This window comes from Prevotella corporis DSM 18810 = JCM 8529 (assembly GCF_000430525.1).
In the GTDB taxonomy this organism is placed as follows: Bacteria; Bacteroidota; Bacteroidia; order Bacteroidales; family Bacteroidaceae; genus Prevotella; species Prevotella corporis.
Genome location: NZ_AUME01000019.1, coordinates 12,594 through 31,096 on the forward strand (window position 1 = coordinate 12,594; position 18,503 = coordinate 31,096).

General features: G+C 44.3%; 15 protein-coding genes. 7 read left to right on the top strand and 8 right to left on the bottom strand.

Going from position 1 to position 18,503, the window contains the following annotated elements; all coding sequences use genetic code 11:
* Positions 1-160 precede the first annotated feature (160 nt).
* Positions 161-2,323, bottom strand: coding sequence for an elongation factor G (locus H515_RS0104850; protein ID WP_025876072.1), 2,163 nt, complete (start codon positions 2,321-2,323; stop codon positions 161-163).
* A gap of 198 nt (positions 2,324-2,521) precedes the next feature.
* Here H515_RS0104850 and hemW point away from each other — a divergent pair, with 198 nt between their 5' ends.
* On the top strand, positions 2,522-3,736 hold the full coding sequence (gene hemW, locus H515_RS0104855) for a radical SAM family heme chaperone HemW (RefSeq protein WP_028901657.1): 1,215 nt from the start codon (positions 2,522-2,524) through the stop codon (positions 3,734-3,736).
* An 82-nt stretch (positions 3,737-3,818) separates the two neighbouring features.
* On the top strand, positions 3,819-4,142 hold the full coding sequence (locus tag H515_RS0104860) for a hypothetical protein (RefSeq protein WP_025876070.1): 324 nt from the start codon (positions 3,819-3,821) through the stop codon (positions 4,140-4,142).
* A gap of 211 nt (positions 4,143-4,353) precedes the next feature.
* Here the strand turns inward: H515_RS0104860 and H515_RS0104865 are convergent, their stop codons facing one another.
* Positions 4,354-5,580: a uracil-xanthine permease family protein gene (locus H515_RS0104865; protein ID WP_025876067.1), complete on the bottom strand. Its 1,227-nt coding sequence runs from the start codon at positions 5,578-5,580 to the stop codon at positions 4,354-4,356.
* 373 nt (positions 5,581-5,953) lie between these two features.
* On the opposite strand from H515_RS0104865, the gene H515_RS14465 reads away from it, so the two are divergent.
* A complete protein-coding gene (locus H515_RS14465) occupies positions 5,954-6,136 on the top strand; it encodes an L-lactate permease (protein ID WP_161625398.1) in 183 nt (60 codons plus the stop codon).
* Between the two features lie 435 nt (positions 6,137-6,571).
* On the opposite strand, the gene H515_RS0104880 is transcribed toward H515_RS14465, so the two are convergent.
* On the bottom strand, positions 6,572-7,582 hold the full coding sequence (locus H515_RS0104880; RefSeq protein WP_025876063.1) for an iron ABC transporter permease: 1,011 nt from the start codon (positions 7,580-7,582) through the stop codon (positions 6,572-6,574).
* A 16-nt stretch (positions 7,583-7,598) separates the two neighbouring features.
* Positions 7,599-8,714, bottom strand: a complete 1,116-nt coding sequence (locus tag H515_RS0104885; protein WP_028901658.1) for an ABC transporter substrate-binding protein — start codon at positions 8,712-8,714, stop codon at positions 7,599-7,601.
* 135 nt (positions 8,715-8,849) lie between these two features.
* Between H515_RS0104885 and H515_RS0104890 the strand changes: the two genes are divergently transcribed.
* Positions 8,850-10,316 carry an SLC13 family permease gene (locus tag H515_RS0104890; RefSeq protein WP_025876061.1) on the top strand — a complete coding sequence of 489 codons (1,467 nt, stop codon included), beginning with the start codon at positions 8,850-8,852 and terminating at the stop codon, positions 10,314-10,316.
* Between the two features lie 343 nt (positions 10,317-10,659).
* Here the strand turns inward: H515_RS0104890 and H515_RS0104895 are convergent, their stop codons facing one another.
* From H515_RS0104895 to nhaD, 4 genes are all read right to left on the bottom strand, one after another.
* Positions 10,660-11,232, bottom strand: coding sequence for a GNAT family N-acetyltransferase (locus H515_RS0104895; protein WP_025876060.1), 573 nt, complete (start codon positions 11,230-11,232; stop codon positions 10,660-10,662).
* 154 nt (positions 11,233-11,386) lie between these two features.
* On the bottom strand, positions 11,387-12,871 hold the full coding sequence (locus tag H515_RS0104900; protein WP_028901659.1) for a phosphohexomutase domain-containing protein: 1,485 nt from the start codon (positions 12,869-12,871) through the stop codon (positions 11,387-11,389).
* 73 nt (positions 12,872-12,944) lie between these two features.
* Positions 12,945-13,499 (bottom strand): DNA-3-methyladenine glycosylase I, encoded by a 555-nt coding sequence (locus H515_RS0104905; protein WP_025876059.1) that lies wholly within the window; start codon positions 13,497-13,499, stop codon positions 12,945-12,947.
* A gap of 387 nt (positions 13,500-13,886) precedes the next feature.
* Positions 13,887-15,266 carry a sodium:proton antiporter NhaD gene (gene nhaD, locus H515_RS0104915; protein ID WP_025876057.1) on the bottom strand — a complete coding sequence of 460 codons (1,380 nt, stop codon included), beginning with the start codon at positions 15,264-15,266 and terminating at the stop codon, positions 13,887-13,889.
* 133 nt (positions 15,267-15,399) lie between these two features.
* On the opposite strand from nhaD, the gene H515_RS0104920 reads away from it, so the two are divergent.
* Genes H515_RS0104920 through ligA form a run of 3 tightly spaced genes read left to right on the top strand, consistent with a single transcriptional unit; the run spans position 15,400 to position 18,481 of the window.
* Complete coding sequence (locus tag H515_RS0104920) at positions 15,400-15,798, top strand: (deoxy)nucleoside triphosphate pyrophosphohydrolase (protein ID WP_025876056.1); 399 nt, start codon at positions 15,400-15,402, stop codon at positions 15,796-15,798.
* Positions 15,786-16,448: a B3/B4 domain-containing protein gene (locus tag H515_RS0104925; RefSeq protein ID WP_025876055.1), complete on the top strand. Its 663-nt coding sequence runs from the start codon at positions 15,786-15,788 to the stop codon at positions 16,446-16,448. The genes H515_RS0104920 and H515_RS0104925 overlap by 13 nt, the downstream gene beginning before the upstream one ends.
* 59 nt (positions 16,449-16,507) lie before the next feature.
* Positions 16,508-18,481, top strand: a complete 1,974-nt coding sequence (gene ligA, locus H515_RS0104930; protein WP_025876054.1) for an NAD-dependent DNA ligase LigA — start codon at positions 16,508-16,510, stop codon at positions 18,479-18,481.
* Positions 18,482-18,503: the final 22 nt, after the last annotated feature.

Here is an 18,503-nt window from a genome sequence, read left to right on the forward strand (position 1 = left end):
TAATTATTTTAAGAATATAAAGAAAACATAATTAATATTTATCAACTATACAAAAAGAAAACATTACCCAAAAAAGGGATGTCATTCTTGATGACATCCCCATAAGCAAAAGCTATAGTTTTCAGAAACCTTCCTATATTAAGGAACGACAAGCAGCGAGTTAGTCTTCCTCCTCCTTAATTTCGGCTTCATGCTCTGCAATGAGACTCTGCTGCAAATCATTCGGTACTAACTCGTAACTTGCAAACTTTGTGTTGAAACTTGCACGGCCACCCGTGAGCGAACTCAAAGAAATACTATAGTTGGAAAGTTCCTTCAATGGAATCTTTGCCTGCAATTTCTGATATCCGGCCTCTGAATCCATGCCCATAATCATGGCCCGACGGCCTTGCAAATCGCTCATGACATCGCCCATGTAATCACCTGGGACATAGACTTCAAGGTCATAAATTGGTTCAAGAATCTTCGGTCCTGCATTCTTAAAGGCATCCGAGAAAGCATGACGGGCAGCCAATGTAAATGAAAGTTCATTTGAATCTACTGGATGCATCTTGCCATCAAAGACTATAACACGTACATCGCGCGCATAGCTGCCTGTCAGTGGACCACGTTCCATGCAGTCCATCACACCTTTTAAGATGGCAGGCATGAAGCGAGTGTCAATAGCACCACCAACAACAGAATTGATGAATACGAGTTTGCCACCCCAAGGCAAATCTTTCTCTTCCTTACCCTTAATATTCATCTTGAATTCCTGACCATTGAATTTGTAAACCGTTGGATCAGGCATACCTTCTGCATACGGCTCAACGATAAGATGTACCTCACCGAACTGCCCCGCACCACCACTTTGTTTCTTATGGCGATATTCCGCTTTGGCTTGCTTAGTCAACGTTTCACGATAAGGTATCTTTGCCTCCTTGAAGATAGTCTGAATCTTCTCGTTGTTCTCCAAACGCCACTTCAATGTGCGTAAATGGAACTCTCCTTGACCACTTACAATCGTCTGACGCAATTCTTTGCTCTGCTCAACAACCCATGTCGGGTCCTCCTGACGCATCTTCAACAATGCAGCCATCAACTTTTCAGTGTCTTGAGAATTAACAGCCTCAATAGCACGGGTGTATTTTGAATTTGGATACTTGATGAAGTCAAAATGATTTTCAACACCTTTTCCGTTGAGAGTATTACCAGTTTTTACATCCTTCAATTTGACTGTACAACCAATATCACCAGCATTCAGCTGTTCAACGGCAATGCGATTTGCTCCAGCACAAGCATAGAGTTGGCCGATACGCTCCTTAGAGCCTCGGTCGGCATTGGTCAAATCATCACCCACTTTAATACTGCCACTCATCACCTTAAAGTAGCTGACTTCGCCGATGTGAGGCTCCATACCAGTCTTGAAGAAATATACAGACTCGGGACCATTGGCATCTGGCGCAACTTCCTCACCGCGCGTATTGTGAACCTTATCCATCTCATCTACAAATGGCACCACATTTCCAAGGAATTCCATCAATCTGCGTACTCCCATGTCCTTACCGGCACACACACAGAATACAGGGAAGATGCTACGGGATACCAAACCTTTACGGATACCTTCACGAAGCTCGTCCTCTGTCAGTGATTCGGACTCAAAGAACTTTTCCATCAGGCCTTCATCATTCTCTGCAGCAGCCTCAACGAGAACCTTATGAAGTTCCATTGCTTTGCCCATCTCCTCAGCAGGTATATCTTCGACAATGGGAGCTCCGCCCTCAGGCTTCCAACTGTATTTCTTCATCAGAAGAACATCAATCAAGCTATTGAAGCCAGCTCCAGTTTGGATTGGATATTGAATCTGAACGCATTTCGAACCATAAATTTCCTTCATGCTATTAATCAGATTGTCGAAGTCACACTTGTCGGAATCCAACTGATTAACCAAGAAAATGACTGGCTTCTTCAATTTTTCAGTGTAACGGAAGTTATTTTGGGTTCCTACTTCTGGGCCGTACTGACCATTGATTAGTATAACAGCTTGGTCGGTTACGTTCAAAGCGGTTATCGCTCCACCCACGAAATCATCACTTCCTGGGCAATCAATGATATTCAACTTCTTATTGTTCCACTCAACATGAAAAACAGTAGGGAATACTGAGTAGCCATATTCTTGCTCTACTGGGAAATAGTCACTAACCGTGTTCTTTGCTTCAATTGTACCACGACGTTTGATGATACCTGCTTCGAACAACATACTTTCGGCAAGAGTTGTCTTGCCGCTACCCGCACTGCCAAGCAAGGCAATGTTCTTGATTTCGTTTGTCTGATATACTCTCATATCACTGTAGATTTAAGTTGTTAGTAATATTTTTTCTGTTTCATGGTGGTAAGTCAAACTTACCATACTTTCAGCGGTCTAAGTTATACATTTTAATGCAAACAGCCAAAACATTTTGCAAGAAAAAGCGAAAGCATTAAAAGAAATTAGTACTTTTGCAAGAAGATTATTAGCGATTTATTTCCTCACCTATTATATATGTCGGGACTTTACATACATATTCCTTTTTGTGCAAGCAGATGTATTTATTGCGGATTCTACTCAACCATCACTCCGAAAAAAGCAATCGGAACAGGAGAAGTTGGCAATGGCGCACCCTATCTTATCGACAGATACACGGATGCTATTTGCAAAGAAATGGAATTGCAAAAAGGGTATATCGTCAACAAAGCGATCGTAAAAGAAGAGAACAGCAAATTAAAAACCATATATCTCGGTGGAGGCACACCCTCTCAACTATCCTTCAGAAATCTTCAGCAAATCTTTCATCAGATTACGACCGTCTATAGCGAAATTCTTGACGACTACAACTCAATGGAGGTCACTTTAGAGTGCAACCCTGACGATGTGACCGATGATTTCGCTTCAGAAATCTCTAGACTTCCCATCAATCGCATATCAATGGGTGTGCAAACTTTCTCGAACGACCGTTTACGATTCATCAAACGAAGACATAACGCCGAGGAAATAGGAATGGCCGTCAGACGATTACGCAACATTGGAATCCAAAACATCTCCATTGACCTGATGTTTGGTTTCCCTCAAGAGAACTTAGATGATTGGAAAAAAGACATTGACAAAGCTCTTGCTCTCAACATCGAACATATCTCCGCCTACAGCCTGATGTATGAGGAGGGGACTCCACTCTTTCATCTACTCGAATGTGGGAAAGTCAAAGAGATTGACGAGGAGTCGTATCGAAAGATGTACGAAGAGCTCACCAACAGGCTCACAAATGCCGGCTTTGAGCAATACGAAATTAGCAATTTTGCCAGAATCATTGAAGGCCGTTCTATCTCCCCTTACCGTTCCCGACATAATAGTTCGTATTGGAACGATACAGCTTATCTTGGCATCGGAGCATCAGCGCATTCCTATAACAGGATATCACGACAGTGGAACGTTTCAGATTTGAAAGTCTATATCGATGCCATTGAGAAAGGTAAGCTACCAGCTGAAAAGGAAATCATAGACGAGAACACACATTACAACGACTTGATCACCACAGCACTCCGAACAACAGAAGGCATCGACACAAGTATCCTCCCTTCTAAACTCAGGAAGTATATTCTAAAAGTTGCCCAACCGCACATCGAGGCCAACCTTCTAAAGATAGACGATAACCATCTACATCTCACTCGAAATGGCATCTTTGTCAGCGACTCCATTATGAGCGACTTGATGTTTGTGTAACCATCATTTACCATACAAGCTCTAAAGCTAAAAAGGTTACGGACATGATTAAAATTGACTAACAAATATTATCTTTGCACCTATGACAAACGAAGAATTTGAAAGAATATGGCAAGAGAACCGCAATCGAGTTCTTGCCAATGATGATGAATACCAGCGCATCAGCAAAAGCTACACCAATTGGGGATGGACTGATTACCTCATCTTAATATTGGGTTTCGTAATGTGTGAGAACTTCACGAAGAGTCTGGGGATGAATATCATCTTGCAATACCTTCTCGCTATTGCCGGAATGATTCTCGTATGGTTGGGCTTCAGGATCATAAAAGGCAGACTTGGAGGGAAAAACACCCTCGAAGAGGTGGAAAAAAGAGTCAAAGAACGCTATCGGAACACCCTTCATTGATAATCAGTTGAAGCGACATTCCTACCATTATTTTGACAAACTACTTCCGTCTTATCAACGACAGGAGTTGTTTTTGTTTTAAACTAAATCGGTCATTAGGATTTCTCAGTGTCGAACGACAAAGAGGAATCCTATAATTTTATGAATAAGGCATATACAAAACTTTTTTCTAATGACCGATTTGGGTTTAAAACGAACAAGATAAGGACCACTATTCGTCGGCTTTGGCATTGCCGTCGTTCTCCTTTTCCTTCGGAAGAAGCAGATTGAGCACCATACCCACCATCGCAGACAAGCCGATACCGCTGATGGCAAAGTCGCCCCAACTGAGAACTGCACCACCGATACCCATTGTTAGCGTTACGGAAATAATGATAGTGTTGCGTGTTATGTTCAAATTCACCTTATGCTGTATCAGGTTCTGAATACCCACCGAGGCGATTGTGCCGAAAAGCAGCAGCATAATTCCTCCCAACACAGCAGATGGAATGCTCTGCAAAAGTGCACTCAGTTTGCCTATGACAGAGAAGACAATGGCCGTGGCGGCAGCTATGCGGATGACCTGCGGATGAGTTATCTTAGTAATACTCATGGCTCCCGTCACCTCACTATAAGTTGTTACAGGAGGGCCGCCGAAGATGCAAGCAGCCAGACATGCCAGTCCATCGCCCAACATGGTGCGATGAAGTCCAGGTTCTTTCACAAAATCCTTGTCAGCCACAGCTCCCACGACATAAACATCGCCAATATGCTCAATGACTGGTGCGATAGCGACAGGTATCATATAGAGAAACGGTTCCCAAGCAAACTGCGGCAGATGGAAATCAGACAGTGCCGGCGGCAAAGCAATCCACGGAGCAGCTGCCACCTGTGAGAAATCAACATCGCCCATACAGACCGCCACAATGTAGCCAGCCACAATTCCGCAAACTACCGGCACAAGTTTTATGAGTCCTCTCCCTAACGACAACACGAGAATTGCCACCGTCAGCGAAATGGCAGCCAGCAGCCAGTTGGTCTTTGCCATATCTACAGCCGATGTCGAGAGCGAAAGTCCGATGAGAATAATGACTGGTCCGATGACAATGGGTGGGAAAAGCTTGTCCAACAGTTTTTTGCCTTGCCACTTAATCAGTGCGGACATAATGAAATAAACGAGCGAAACGCCAATAATTCCCGCCAAAGCACCTGCTTGCCCCCACTGCTTTGTAGCTGCGATAATGGGCGCTATGAATGCAAAAGAAGAGCCAAGGAAGATTGGAACTTTACCTTTGGTGACCAAATGGAAAATGAAAGTACCCAAGCCAGCGGTAAACAAAGCCGTAGCCGGGTCGAGACCAACGAGCAATGGTACGAGAACTGTGGCGCCAAAGGCCACGAATAGGAACTGAACACCCACTACGGTTCGTCTTAATGGAGATAATTTGGTTGTATTCATTTTAGATTAAGATTATAAAACGGCTGGTTGAATCTATCGGTTCTGGCTGCAAAATTAGTGAAAATTCATCATAAAGTTGTCAATTATCAACCAGAAATATTACTAAAACGATAAAATTGAGAAATGATCAGATGAGTTAATCTGCCTTTTTTTCATATCTTTGAACCATGTTCTAATTTGATTACAACTATGTCAGCATTGGCTTCCAACATCACTACCGTGCTGTTGTTTGTCCTTATGCGGGGCTTCAACCTTACCAGTCATAAAAGTGCGTTAATCAATCTCTTCATAACGATTTTACAGGTCCTTTTCATTGCCCCACCCTTGCATCTCTTTCCACAACCATTGGCACCAAGCCAGCATTGTCAGGTTGGTGGACTGGAGCATTGCTGAAGACATACCGAAGCCCATTTCCCCGATACTCCTCATCATTTTGATGGCTTTCTACAGCTACAACGTACTGGTGAAAATCAAGCAAATTGATGTGATAAAGCACCAATTCACCTACATATCGAACGATAAAGACATCAATGCCTGTACTGGTTTTGTTCGATAGTCAAGCGAATTGTCTCCCATTTCTGTCAAAGACAAGACGGAAAATTTTAGGACATAAAGTCTAAGAGTACGCCGATCAGTAGATAATAGATAACGGGAAGTGATGTTGTTAATATGGAATGGCCGACTTGCGACACTATGTCCTATTGGGTTTAAAAACAGCGCAAAAGCTACCTTCAATCAAAAGGTAAGCATTCACTCTGCAATAGGTCACCTTTTGCAGCGCAATAGGTCACCTTTTGAAATGCGAAAGCTCAACTTATTGTCGGCAAGTAGATAATGACTGTCTGGCGACAGAGGAATATCGTCAGGCAGACATCACATTATAATATAGAGCAGAAGGGAATGACCATTTAATTACAGTCGCCAGAGGAACATCTATCAGGCATGGATTTCCTTTATCAGGCGCAAAATAGAAATAGAGTTGGGCAATCTGTTATTTGCCCTTCAGCAAAACATAGATGATGACAGGTGCGCCAATCAATGGTGTCACGGCATTAAGCGGAATTATTCCACCATCGCCTGGCAAATAACAAATAAGGTTGCAAAGAAGTGCTATTAATGAGCCGCAAAGTATTGTGGCCGGCAATAGCAGCCGATGGTTCTCTGTTGTGAGAATAAGACGTGAAATATGGGGGACGGCAAGTCCAATAAAGGCTATCGGACCGCAAAAAGCCGTCGTGATGGCAGCCAGCAATCCTGTCACGACCAATAAATAGTTGCGCACCCTACGTGTGTCGATACCCAAACTTTCGGCATATTGAGGCCCAAGAAGCAAGGCATTCAAGGGCTTAATGAGCAGCAAAGAGCACAACAGCCCTAAAGAGACAATTGAAACAAACAAGGGTATGTGATCCATTGAGACACCACCGAAGTTGCCTAAGCCCCAAATCATATAGCTTTTCACTCCTTCTTCAGTGGCAAAAAAATTGAGCAGCGAGACGACGGACGAAGACACATATCCGACCATGATACCTATTATCAGCAATAAAACGCTGTTTTTGACTATCATGGAGAAAAAGAAAATCAATGCAGTCACGGCCATGGCACCGACAAAGGCTGCGACAAGTATGGCCAAGAAGCCTGAAACGGAAAACAACACCGTAGAGACCTTGCCTCCGAGGAGCAGCATGACCAAAGCAACGCCTAAACCCGCCCCTGAATTAATACCGAAAACATCAGGACCTGCAAGCGGATTACGGAACGCAGTCTGCAACATTAAACCACTAACAGCCAGTGCTCCCCCACAAAAGATAGCTGTCAAAGCCTGGGGGAGACGGTTTTCCATGACAATGAACCTCCAACTCTCCTTGCCTGCAAAACTACCACGGAATATATTCACGACATCGGCAAAGGGAATCCTCACCGAACCAATGTAAAGATTCAGGACAAATAAGAGAAAAATGCCCAGAATGAGGGCAGAGCAGATTTGTATTCCCTTTGTCATTCCCTATAATTCTGAATTACAGTTTATGGTAATACCGCAGCTTTCCCTCGTTCAAGTCTGGATGGAAAAGCTGAATCAGGTCGTTCAGCAGCCAGTCTGGGCGCCAACTCACCTCCTCAAAATAAGGAGTTTTATCAACTGGGCAACCGTATATCTCTCCTGTTTTCATTGGTTTCAAGGCACTATATCCTTGATATTCAGCCAACAGCAAGTTGCGATTCATCGTTCCATTATAACTCATTATCCAAAAGTCGCTGTCACCAACCTTATCCAGTACCGTCTCGAACGGTAATGCCAGACTTCCGCTATGAGTATCAGCCGAAAAAGCATACTTGCCATTTGCATCCTTATAGAGTAGTCCCACACTGCTCATCCCACCTGGAACATACCAAACAGAACCTGTTTTGCGGTCAGGAAGCACAGAAAGTGTCTGCTTCGATTTAACGGCCTTTTTCTTCAAAGCCAGGTAATTCTCCTCAACCTCATTAAACAACGAGTCGGCAGCAGCTTCGCAACCAAAGAGGAGTCCATAGAACTTCATCCACTCAGCTCGGCCGAGTGCGGAAGTCTCCATGTAATCAGCGCACTCAATAATCGGTATCTTGACCTCATCGAGTTTTCCATAACCTCCGCTATTCTCAAAGGGAGAGAGCAAGAGTGCATCGGGTTTCATATCAATAATCTTTTCGATATCGGGCTTCATGCCATCACCACAATCCACAATTTTCTTCGACCTTAAACGAGCTTGCACATCGGGGATGAGCATGTATTTAGCATCAGCAACACCTGCTATCACCTTTTGATTCCCCAGCATTTCCATCAGATTGGCATGTGCCGTACCAAAAAAGACGCCCCGCTCCATCGGAATCTGAATCACGGTTCCATCATCAGGTACCTTCGCATCTGACCCTTTCTGTACAAGATAATAAGTATGCAACACATTACCCGCTTTCCATGGGTCTGCCAAACTGACCTTGATATAATCAGCTTGTTGTTCCACACTGATATTCTTGGCATACTTGAAAGTGACTGCACTCGAAGTGTTCTGGGTTGAAGATGTGCCTTTCCTGTTATTATTGCAACCACAAAACACCAACAATAAAAAGAGATACGTAAAGAGTTGTTTAAGCATAGCGTAAAAAAAATTTTATGCAAAAGTACAAAAAAAGAATTAATTTTTGCACTTTTAGTTTTTTTTTTAGTAATTTAGCAACCACTTTGAAGAAACACTGGGACTAATTAATTTAAACACAATATTATTTATACCATGTCAGAAAAAAAATTAACGGGACTCACCAACCAAATTGAGAAGAAAAAGGTTTGGGAGTTAATTGCTATTATCATCGTCACGGCCATCGTATGGAATTTGCCGACATCAGCATTCGGAATTGATGGCTTGACAGTAGTTCAACAGCGCATCATTGCAACTTTTGTGTTTGCAACATTATCTTGGTTGACAGAATGTATCCCAGCATGGGCAACATCGCTCTCCATCATTACAATCATGTGTACTACTGTGTCTCAAAACTCTTTCAAACTCTTCAAGGGTGATGACATAGGTGAGCTATTGGACTCAGAAGAGATTATGGCCTCATTTGCTGATCCTATCATTATGCTCTTCCTCGCTGGATTCATTCTCGCCATCGCAGCATCAAAGTCGGGACTGGACACTTTGCTCGCAAAGAACCTTATTCGACCATTTGGCAACAAGAGCGAAAATGTATTGTTGGGATTCCTCATGATTACAGGTCTATTCTCAATGTTCATTTCAAACACCGCCACAGCTGCATTGATGCTAACCTTCCTTGCTCCAGTATTTGCGGCTCTTCCAAGCAACGAGCGAGGACGGGTGGCACTCACCATGTCAATTCCATTGGCAGCCAATCTCGGAGGTATGGGAACACCGATAGGTACGCCTCCTAACCTCATCGCACAAAAATACCTCAACGACCCCGCTGGTCTGAACATGAATGTGGATTTCCTCCATTGGATGGTCTTTATGTTCCCATTGGTGATCGTGCTTCTGTTTATCTGCTGGAGAGTACTTGTTAAATACTTCCCGTTCACCCAAAAGACCATACATTTGGAAATCACAGGTGAGATTCACCGAGGTTGGCGTATGTGGGTGGTTATGGCAACATTCATCGCCACAATTCTTCTCTGGGTCATTCCAAAGAGCGTGACTGGTATCGACACCAACACTGTTTCCATGATTCCAATGGGAGTATTTGCTGTAACGGGTGTCATCACAGCCAAGGACTTGCAGAAAATTGACTGGAGTGTCATCTGGATGGTGGCCGGAGGATTTGCCATTGGACTGGGAATGAATGGGACAGGACTTGCCGATGCAGCCATAGAAAGTATTCCATTCGGCAAATGGAGCCCTGTAATCATCCTCATCATCTCAGGACTCATCTGTTATTTCCTCTCAAACTTCATTTCAAATACCGCCACAGCTGCATTGTTGGTACCTATCCTCGCTGTTGTTTGCCGTGGTATGGGCGACAAACTTGACTCTATCGGTGGAACAAGTACCATCATCATTGGTATTGCTGTTGCTGCATCTACAGCTATGTGCTTGCCTATTTCTACTCCACCAAATGCCATTGCATACTCTACTGGTTTGGTAGAACAGAAAGACATGTTGAAGACAGGTCTCACTTGCGGAATCATTTCACTGGTATTGGGCTATGCACTGCTCTTCCTCATTGGTCAAATTCATTTCCTTGGATAATGCAAGAAATTCAAATTCAGAATTATAGAGCAATGAAAGCCAATATGATAAAAGTGTGATACTATACCTAAGAAGGGGATAATATTGGACAAAAGTAAATTTGGTGTAATGGACATTTGGTAGGCTGAAAAAGTTCTAATTGTCCATTACGCCAGATATTGTTGTAATATCCATCAGCCCAAATAGCTACTGCGGGACAGTACCAGACTCACACTACTGTCCCTTTTATCGCATAATTTTGTTAACCATTTACAATGGCAAAGATAATGCAAAGTTTATAAAGAGATAAATAATTATCCTCTATTATTTAGACGTGGACTGCAGGTCGCCAATGGTTTGACACCTACAGCGGAAAGACCAGATGTTTCATGGCATGCCCTCCCCATTCATTGTCGTTAACATACTCGAAGCCTACTCTTTTGTATAGTTTTTCGGCTTTCGGGTTATTCTTGTCCACCAGCAAGCCAGTAGGAAGATTCAAATTCCTACCCTTTTCTATGGTTGCCTTGAGAAGTTGGCTTGCAATACCCAGCCCACGACAGTCCTTATCAACACAAAGCGAATCGATATAGAGTTCCCCTGCCTGAGTCTCATCTGGAATTTCCGAGAAATCTCTTCCAAATGATTGTCTTACCCCATCTACAAAGGCCTTTCGTAAGTCACGAAGCATTCCTCCATCATAGCTTATACACATGCCTACAATTTCATTCCTATCGTTTTTAGCTACCAAAGTGTTACGATATGAATATTGAGTCTTTTCACTCTCTACGAGCTCTTTCATCAGGTCAAAGAAGTCATCCAAAGAGTGTTCCTTACCAGCAAACCATTGACAACACTCGTGATTCATGGCTTCCATTGTCATGCGGGCAATGGTTGTTGATTGTTCTATCCGTGCGTTTTCGATTGTTATTCTCATAATGCAAAGGTACGGATTTTTAATCATTTAAAGGCAATAGCCCCGTTTATATTCTTTTACCAATAGGTTGACAACGTGACTATCTGAGATTTTACTCCTTTTATAGAATATTCCTTATTAATGAAACAGGTGTGATGAATGAAACATTGTCTTTCTACTTTTTCAAGTCGGTATAAGAAGAGAGCAACCTCATCAATCTATTTTCGATATGCGTAACTCCCCCTTCAACATCCGATTCTATATTCAGCGGAAGCACGGGATCGTGGAGCGACTGACGGAGCAGAAACCATCCTCTTTCACCAGCTGACGTACAGGCAACGCGTATGCCCTCATGATTGGGAGCAACGATTTCCCATCCCTCCTGACTGGAGGCAGCTGTCTGCAAATCCTCAAGAACTCTCTGCCCGTAGGCCTTGAAATCGGCATTTGTAATCTTGAATCTTATTTCTTTGCTCTCTTCTGGTTGTCGTAAGTCGGAAATGAGGTCTTGGAGCTCTTTCCCCTCAGTCCTGAGTCGGGCGGCCTCAATGATGAGTTTTGCCACGAGATAGGCACCGTCATCCAAAAAATAATTCTCTCGAAGAGCAGCATGCCCTGATGTCTCGATGGCGAGCCACGATTCCTTCCCAGCCTTATTCAAACGCAACGACTCGTTGATGACGTTCTTATATCCACGGCGGAAACGATGATGGATGCCCTTGCGGTTGGCAATAAATTCTGCGAGTCCGTCGGAAGTGACAGAGTCGGTGACGATAGTGCTGCCTGGATGTTCACGAAGAATCACCGTTGCGATGAGCGCAATGAGCGCATTTCGGTTGATTGGCTCACCCGTTCTGTCAACGATGGCCGAGCGATCCACATCAGTGTCAAAAATAATGCCAAGATCGGCTTTGTTATCCGTCACCGCCTTGCAGATTGAGGCCATGGCTTGCTTATCCTCTGGATTAGGAACATGGTTGGGGAAGTGCCCATCGGGGTCGAGAAACTGACTACCTGTAGTGTCGGCACCAAGGCAATCAAGTACCTTGTGGGCAAAGAAACCTCCCGCACCATTGCCGGCATCGACAATTATCTTCATGCCTTTCAACGGCTGTTCGCCCATTCCGACACCGTTTCGGATATAATCGACAAGCATCTGACTGTAAATATCCATAAATTCAACTTGCTCCACATCGCCCTTAACGTCGTCTCCTGTTTCAAAATACTGTGGTGCCAACTCCAATATACGTGCTATGTCAGCCTTGTCGAGACCTCCATCAGCGGTAAAGAACTTCAATCCATTGCGATTCCATGGCAAATGGCTCGCCGTCACCATCACCGCACCATCCACTTGCAGGTTTTTGTCTATCGTTGACATGAACATTGCTGGAGTCGATGCCATGCCAAAATCCATTACTTTCGCACCAATGCCCGATGCACCCTCAGCAAATGCCTGGCGAAGGGCAGGACTTGAGAGACGTGAGTCGCTTCCCACGGCTACGGTCTGTTTCCTCTCGCCTTTTCTCTCATTGAGCCAGGCCACGAAAGCCTTGGCTATAGCCCTCGTTACGCCGTCGGTAAGGTTAACATGCTCACCCTCTATTCCCTCAAGTGCAATGCCCCGAATGTCTGAACCATTCTGCAATTTCTTCCAATCCATTGTATTATGTTACTTTTCTAATATTGTTTGCGCTATAACAGTTGCAAAGTTAGTAAAAAGTTTTGAGAATAAGTTACTTGCCGTGGTACTTAAAGCAATTTTCCTGATGATCGTCAATCATTCCGATGGCTTGCAAATGACTGTAGGTGATTACCGTCCCGATGTACTTGAATCCCCTTTTCCTCAAGTCGCTCGACACCTTGTCGCTCAAGCCGTTACTCACACATGTTTTATTCTTATGCGAAGAATAGACCTTGGTCTCGCCTTTGGAAAAGCGCCAAATGTAATTGTCGAATGTTCCGAACTCCTCTCTCACCTTGATGAAGGCTCTCGCATTGGCAATCATGCCCTCAATCTTGCGTCGACTCCGTATCATGTTTTCCGTATTCATTATCCGCTCCACGTCGTTGGAGGTGAATCGTGCCACCTTCTCATAGTTGAAATTGGCAAAGCACGCTCTGAAAACCTCACGTTTCTTCAGCATCAACAACCATGAGAGCCCACATGACATACTCTCCATGAGCATATACATGTAATGTTCACGATCATCATGTACAGGGATACCCCACTCTTCGTCGTGATATTTCTGCAGCAGTGGGTCGGTTGTTGCCCATTCGCATCTGTTCATATCTTTATTCTTGAATTGAATTGTCGCTGCAAACTTACCGATTTCAGAGTTATTCTGCAAGGATATTTAGTATTATAAATAAAAAAAATCAGCTATCATCTGGTGACGATTTTTCTCTGACATTCCAATAGCTCATCTATCACTAATTGAAAGGTGAGCTTTTGAAACACCAAAGCTCACCTTTTGCAAAGCGGAAGATGAGCTTTCAACAAACGACTCATACAACTCTGATTTCCAATCGATTGCAAAACACCAGCACAACAATCAGAATAAAGATACTTATCGATTTTCTTCGAATAAAAAATATCCCGAAAAAGAGTCATGAACGACATGAGGGCATCTCCCACAGATGGAAAGATGCCCTCGGTAATGATACTTTAAAATGAATTAGATTGGGGTTGTCATGATATAAGTACGGATAAGCCAATAACAGAAAATACCAGCAATATATCCAACAAAAGCTATCCATGAGATTTTCTTCATATACCATCCGAAAGTGATTTTCTCCAATCCCATAACGACAACACCCGCCGCACTACCGATGATGAGCATAGAGCCACCAACGCCGGCACAATAAGCGAGAAGCTGCCAAAAGATACCATCTACTGACATATCGCCCATGGCCTGAATAGGATACATGCCCATGCAACCGGCTACCAACGGAACGTTATCGACAATTGACGAAAGCACACCGATAATGCCCGTAACGGCATAGTGATTTTCATTGAACACAGTATTCAAAGAGCCTCCCAGCTGGGTCAGAACTCCGATTTCTTGCAAACAAGCCACGGCCATCAATATGCCGAGGAAGAACAGAATAGTTGACATGTCTATTCTGCTCAAGATGTTGGTTACACGTTTGGCAAAGTCCTCACCACCTCCCTTCTTACGATGCTGGTGGCGACAGAACAGTTCTGTCACGGTCCACAACACACCCAGTACGAGTAAGATGCCAATAAATGGGGGAAGGTGGGTGATTGATTTGAAGATTGGCACAAAACAGAGTCCGCCCACACCGATAACGAAGATTGACTTACGCTGCTTGTTATCAAATTCCGCCTCGTCATTGGCAGCCTCGTGTGTGTCAACGCTCCCGGCAATATCTCCCTTCAACATATATTGGAGAATCAAAGCCGGAATTACCATAGACACCAGCGAAGGAATGAAAATCTCACTGATGACACCAGCAGCTGTAATCATACCTGCATTCCAAAGCATAATGGTCGTTACGTCGCCAATTGGCGAGAATGCGCCACCTGAATTGGCAGCGATGATTATCAACGAGGCGTATATCATACGGTCGTTGTGGTCGTGAATGAGCTTGCGCAAAATCATAATCATCACAATACTTGTAGTAAGGTTGTCAAGAATTGCGGAAAGAATGAACGTCATGAAGGCAATTCGCCACATAAATCCCCTCTTGGACTTGGTTTTCATCACATTTTTCACCCAATTGAAACCACCATTCTGATCGACTATCTCGACGATGGTCATGGCTCCCATCAGGAAAAACAAGGTCGTTGCCGTATCACCCAAATGATGGGTTATCACGTCGTTCACAAACTGTGTAACCTCCTCACCCACACCTTTGAAGTCAGGGTGCATCAACTGCACAAAAGGAGCTGGCTCAAACACATAGAGGGTCCAGCAGCATACAAACATCAACAATGCAATAGCGGCCTTGTTGATTTTCGTCAAGCTTTCTGTAGCTATCAGTGCGTAGCCCAAAACGAAGACGACAATAATTGTAATTGTTAGAGTTGACATTTTTCATATAAATTTAAAACAAACGCAAAGATAATCAAAAGTTATCAGTCATAACGAATTGTTGAGGGAATTTTCTGAAATTGAATGGCATTTTCCATAAATTATAGTAAATTTGTAGCAAAATCAATGTGACATGGAAAAGAAAAGAATGAATGTTGTGTGCGCCATCATGCGTGATGGAGACAAATATCTCTGCACACAGAGATTGCGTAAAGGCCCTTCTTACACCTCGGAACACTGGGAATTTCCAGGCGGAAAGGTAGAAGACAACGAAAATGACTACGAGGCTCTGCGACGGGAGATAAGAGAGGAAATGGATTGGGATATCTTTGTAGGGCGCCGACTTGGAACTATCAAACATGAGTACCCAGATTTCATCATCAATCTAACAGCATACGAATGTATGGCACGCAACAATAACTTCAAGTTACTTGCACATTTGGACTCAAAATGGCTCACAACAGAGGAATTTTCTTCCCTGGAATGGACTGAGGCAGATAAGAAATTAATCGACATGTTATGGAGGTTATAGTTAGCAAAGAGATAGAAACCGTATGTCCAAACTTCGTTGGCGCATGCGTCGATGCACAGGTGAAAAACTCTAAATACTGCCAAGTCTTATGGGAGGAAATCAACTCCCTTGGCGAAAAGTTTAGGAAAGAACTGACAACAGAAAGTCTGAAAGAACTTTCTGGGATAGCGGCGACACGCAAAGTATATCGTGCTTGCGGCAAAGATCCCTCGCGTTATAGGCCAGCTTCGGAGTCACTGATCCGCCGTATGTTACAAGGCAAGGAACTTTACCAAATCAACACGCTGGTAGATCTTATCAATCTCGCCTCCATTGCCTACGGATACAGTATCGGCGGTTTTGATGCTGGCAAGTTTGTAGGCAACAAACTCACCCTCGGTATTGGCAAGGAAGGAGAGCCATACGAAGGTATCGGACGCGGCTACATCAACATTCATGGACTCCCAGTATATCGTGACGCTCAAGGAGGCGTAGGAACGCCCACTTCTGACAACGAGCGCACGAAGATAGATATCAACACCACGCATCTCGTAGTACTCATCAACGGCTACGATGGCAATGAGGCAACGGTTCGCAAGAATGCTGAATTCATCCAAGAACTGCTGCGGAAATATTGTGAGAGTGACGGAGGAAGCTACTCAATGTATTAGACTTCCAAAAACAAGCCATGAAATTCTACCTCATTTTTGATTAACAATCACAAATAGTTATGCAAGAAAATCAACTCAAAGTCATGCAGGCTCTCGTCGAAAGGCTCAACCAAGCGTCCGACGCTTATTACAATGGACAGGGCGAGCTCATGTCCGACCATGAATGGGATGCTACCTTCGACGAGCTTAAGAAGCTGGAAGAAGAGACTGGCACTATCCTTCCGGATTCCCCGACCATAAATGTCAGCGCCGATGACGTAGCCGGCGCAAAGGAAGAGCATGAGTTTGCCACCCTTTCGCTCGCAAAAACCAAAAAGATAGAAGACCTTGTGAAGTGGGCGGAACATCGTCCGATCTGGCTTTCATGGAAACTCGATGGACTGACGCTTGTTGTCACTTATGACAATGGTACGCTAACAAAGGTGGTGACACGTGGAAATGGACATGTTGGCACCAATATCACCCACCTCAGCAAAGCCATTGATGGCATTCTGCCCACCATCAACAACAAGGGTCATCTGGTAATACGAGGAGAGGCGGTGATAAGCTATGCTGATTTCGAGCAATTTAATATGGAGGCCGATGAGGAGTATGCCAATCCCCGCAACCTTGCCTCTGGTTCGTTGACGCTGAAAGACGTGAACGAAGTTAAGGCACGGCACATCCGCTGGATACCTTTCACACTCGTTTATAGCGAGGAGGACATCAATTCGTGGGGGAAACAGATGGAATTTCTTGAGTCAAACGGCTTTAAAACCGTAGAGCACGAGTTGATTGCGATTCCTACTCTCGACAATATAGATAAGGTAATAGGCAAATGGTCTGAACTTGTCATCAACCGTACCAATCCCTATCCTGTTGACGGACTTGTCATTTCGTATGATGATACCGCATATGCGGCAAGCGGTTCGGTGACGGGTCACCACGCAACGCGGGCCGGATATGCCTTCAAATGGCAGGATGAGAGCGCAGAGACTGAGCTTGATTATATTGAATGGTCATGCGCAGCCTCCACTATCTCACCCGTCGCCGTGTTCAGGCCAGTAGAATTGGAGGGAACGACCGTCAGACGTGCGAGCCTTTGCAACATCTCAGAGTGCGAACGGTTAGGCATCGGCGACAAAGGCACACGCATTGATGTGATTAAAGCCAACAAGATTATCCCGAAGGTTATCAATGTAGTGGAAAAGATGGGAACTTTCGCCGTCCCAGACTCATGTCCTGTCTGCAAAGCACGGACGGAAGTCGTCGAAAGCGAGAGCAGTGGCACCAAGACGCTTCACTGCACCAACACCGACTGCCCTGCCAAACAACTGAAAAAATTCGCCCGTTTCGTATCAAAAGAAGGTGTCAACATAGACGGATTGTCAGAACAGACCGTACAGAAGTTCATTAATCTTGGCTGGGTGAGCGAATATTCCGACCTTTTCCAGCTCCAAGAGCATGCCAATGAGTTGCGTCTTATGGATGGATTCGGAGCAAAGAGCGTGGCCAACTTGCTGAAAGCCATTGAGAAGGCACGTAAAGTGGAAGCCCGACAGTTACTTTTCGCTCTCAACATACCACTCATCGGACAAGATGTCTGCACCCGTCTGCTCGCCACCTATCCCCTATCTGAGCTCATTGACAAAGCCAGAACGGCAAAAGACCCTACCCTTCTTTCAACAATCGACGGCATCGGGCCTGAGAAAAGCTCAAGTTTCGTGGGCTGGATGCAAGATACCAACTATCAAAAACAGCTTGACGACTTGCTTACGCAGCTCGAAGTCTCGCAAACTTCTACGAAACACAAAGGCACGCTCTGCCAAGGACTCACGTTTGTTGTGACGGGAGATGTGGAACACTACAAAAACCGCAACGAACTGAAAGCTTATATTGAGAGCCAAGGAGGAAAAGTAACTGGCAGCGTATCAAAATCCACCAGTTTCCTCATCAACAACAACACGAACAGTTCCTCCGGAAAGAATCAAAAAGCAAAGCAACTCGGCATTGAGATTATCTCAGAGGAACAGTTTATAGAGCGATTCACCTGAAATTACTGAAGCAATAGAAAAT

Excerpts from the sequence above, each read along its gene's own strand:
- H515_RS0104850 (WP_025876072.1), bottom strand. The coding sequence starts at position 2,323 with ATGAGAGTATATCAGACAAACGAAATCAAGAACATTGCCTTGCTTGGC.
- hemW (WP_028901657.1), top strand. The coding sequence starts at position 2,522 with ATGTCGGGACTTTACATACATATTCCTTTTTGTGCAAGCAGATGTATT.
- H515_RS0104860 (WP_025876070.1), top strand. The coding sequence starts at position 3,819 with ATGACAAACGAAGAATTTGAAAGAATATGGCAAGAGAACCGCAATCGA.
- H515_RS0104865 (WP_025876067.1), bottom strand. The coding sequence starts at position 5,580 with ATGAATACAACCAAATTATCTCCATTAAGACGAACCGTAGTGGGTGTT.
- H515_RS0104880 (WP_025876063.1), bottom strand. The coding sequence starts at position 7,582 with ATGACAAAGGGAATACAAATCTGCTCTGCCCTCATTCTGGGCATTTTT.
- H515_RS0104885 (WP_028901658.1), bottom strand. The coding sequence starts at position 8,714 with ATGCTTAAACAACTCTTTACGTATCTCTTTTTATTGTTGGTGTTTTGT.
- H515_RS0104890 (WP_025876061.1), top strand. The coding sequence starts at position 8,850 with ATGTCAGAAAAAAAATTAACGGGACTCACCAACCAAATTGAGAAGAAA.
- H515_RS0104895 (WP_025876060.1), bottom strand. The coding sequence starts at position 11,232 with ATGAGAATAACAATCGAAAACGCACGGATAGAACAATCAACAACCATT.
- H515_RS0104900 (WP_028901659.1), bottom strand. The coding sequence starts at position 12,871 with ATGGATTGGAAGAAATTGCAGAATGGTTCAGACATTCGGGGCATTGCA.
- H515_RS0104905 (WP_025876059.1), bottom strand. The coding sequence starts at position 13,499 with ATGAACAGATGCGAATGGGCAACAACCGACCCACTGCTGCAGAAATAT.
- nhaD (WP_025876057.1), bottom strand. The coding sequence starts at position 15,266 with ATGTCAACTCTAACAATTACAATTATTGTCGTCTTCGTTTTGGGCTAC.
- H515_RS0104920 (WP_025876056.1), top strand. The coding sequence starts at position 15,400 with ATGGAAAAGAAAAGAATGAATGTTGTGTGCGCCATCATGCGTGATGGA.
- H515_RS0104925 (WP_025876055.1), top strand. The coding sequence starts at position 15,786 with ATGGAGGTTATAGTTAGCAAAGAGATAGAAACCGTATGTCCAAACTTC.
- ligA (WP_025876054.1), top strand. The coding sequence starts at position 16,508 with ATGCAAGAAAATCAACTCAAAGTCATGCAGGCTCTCGTCGAAAGGCTC.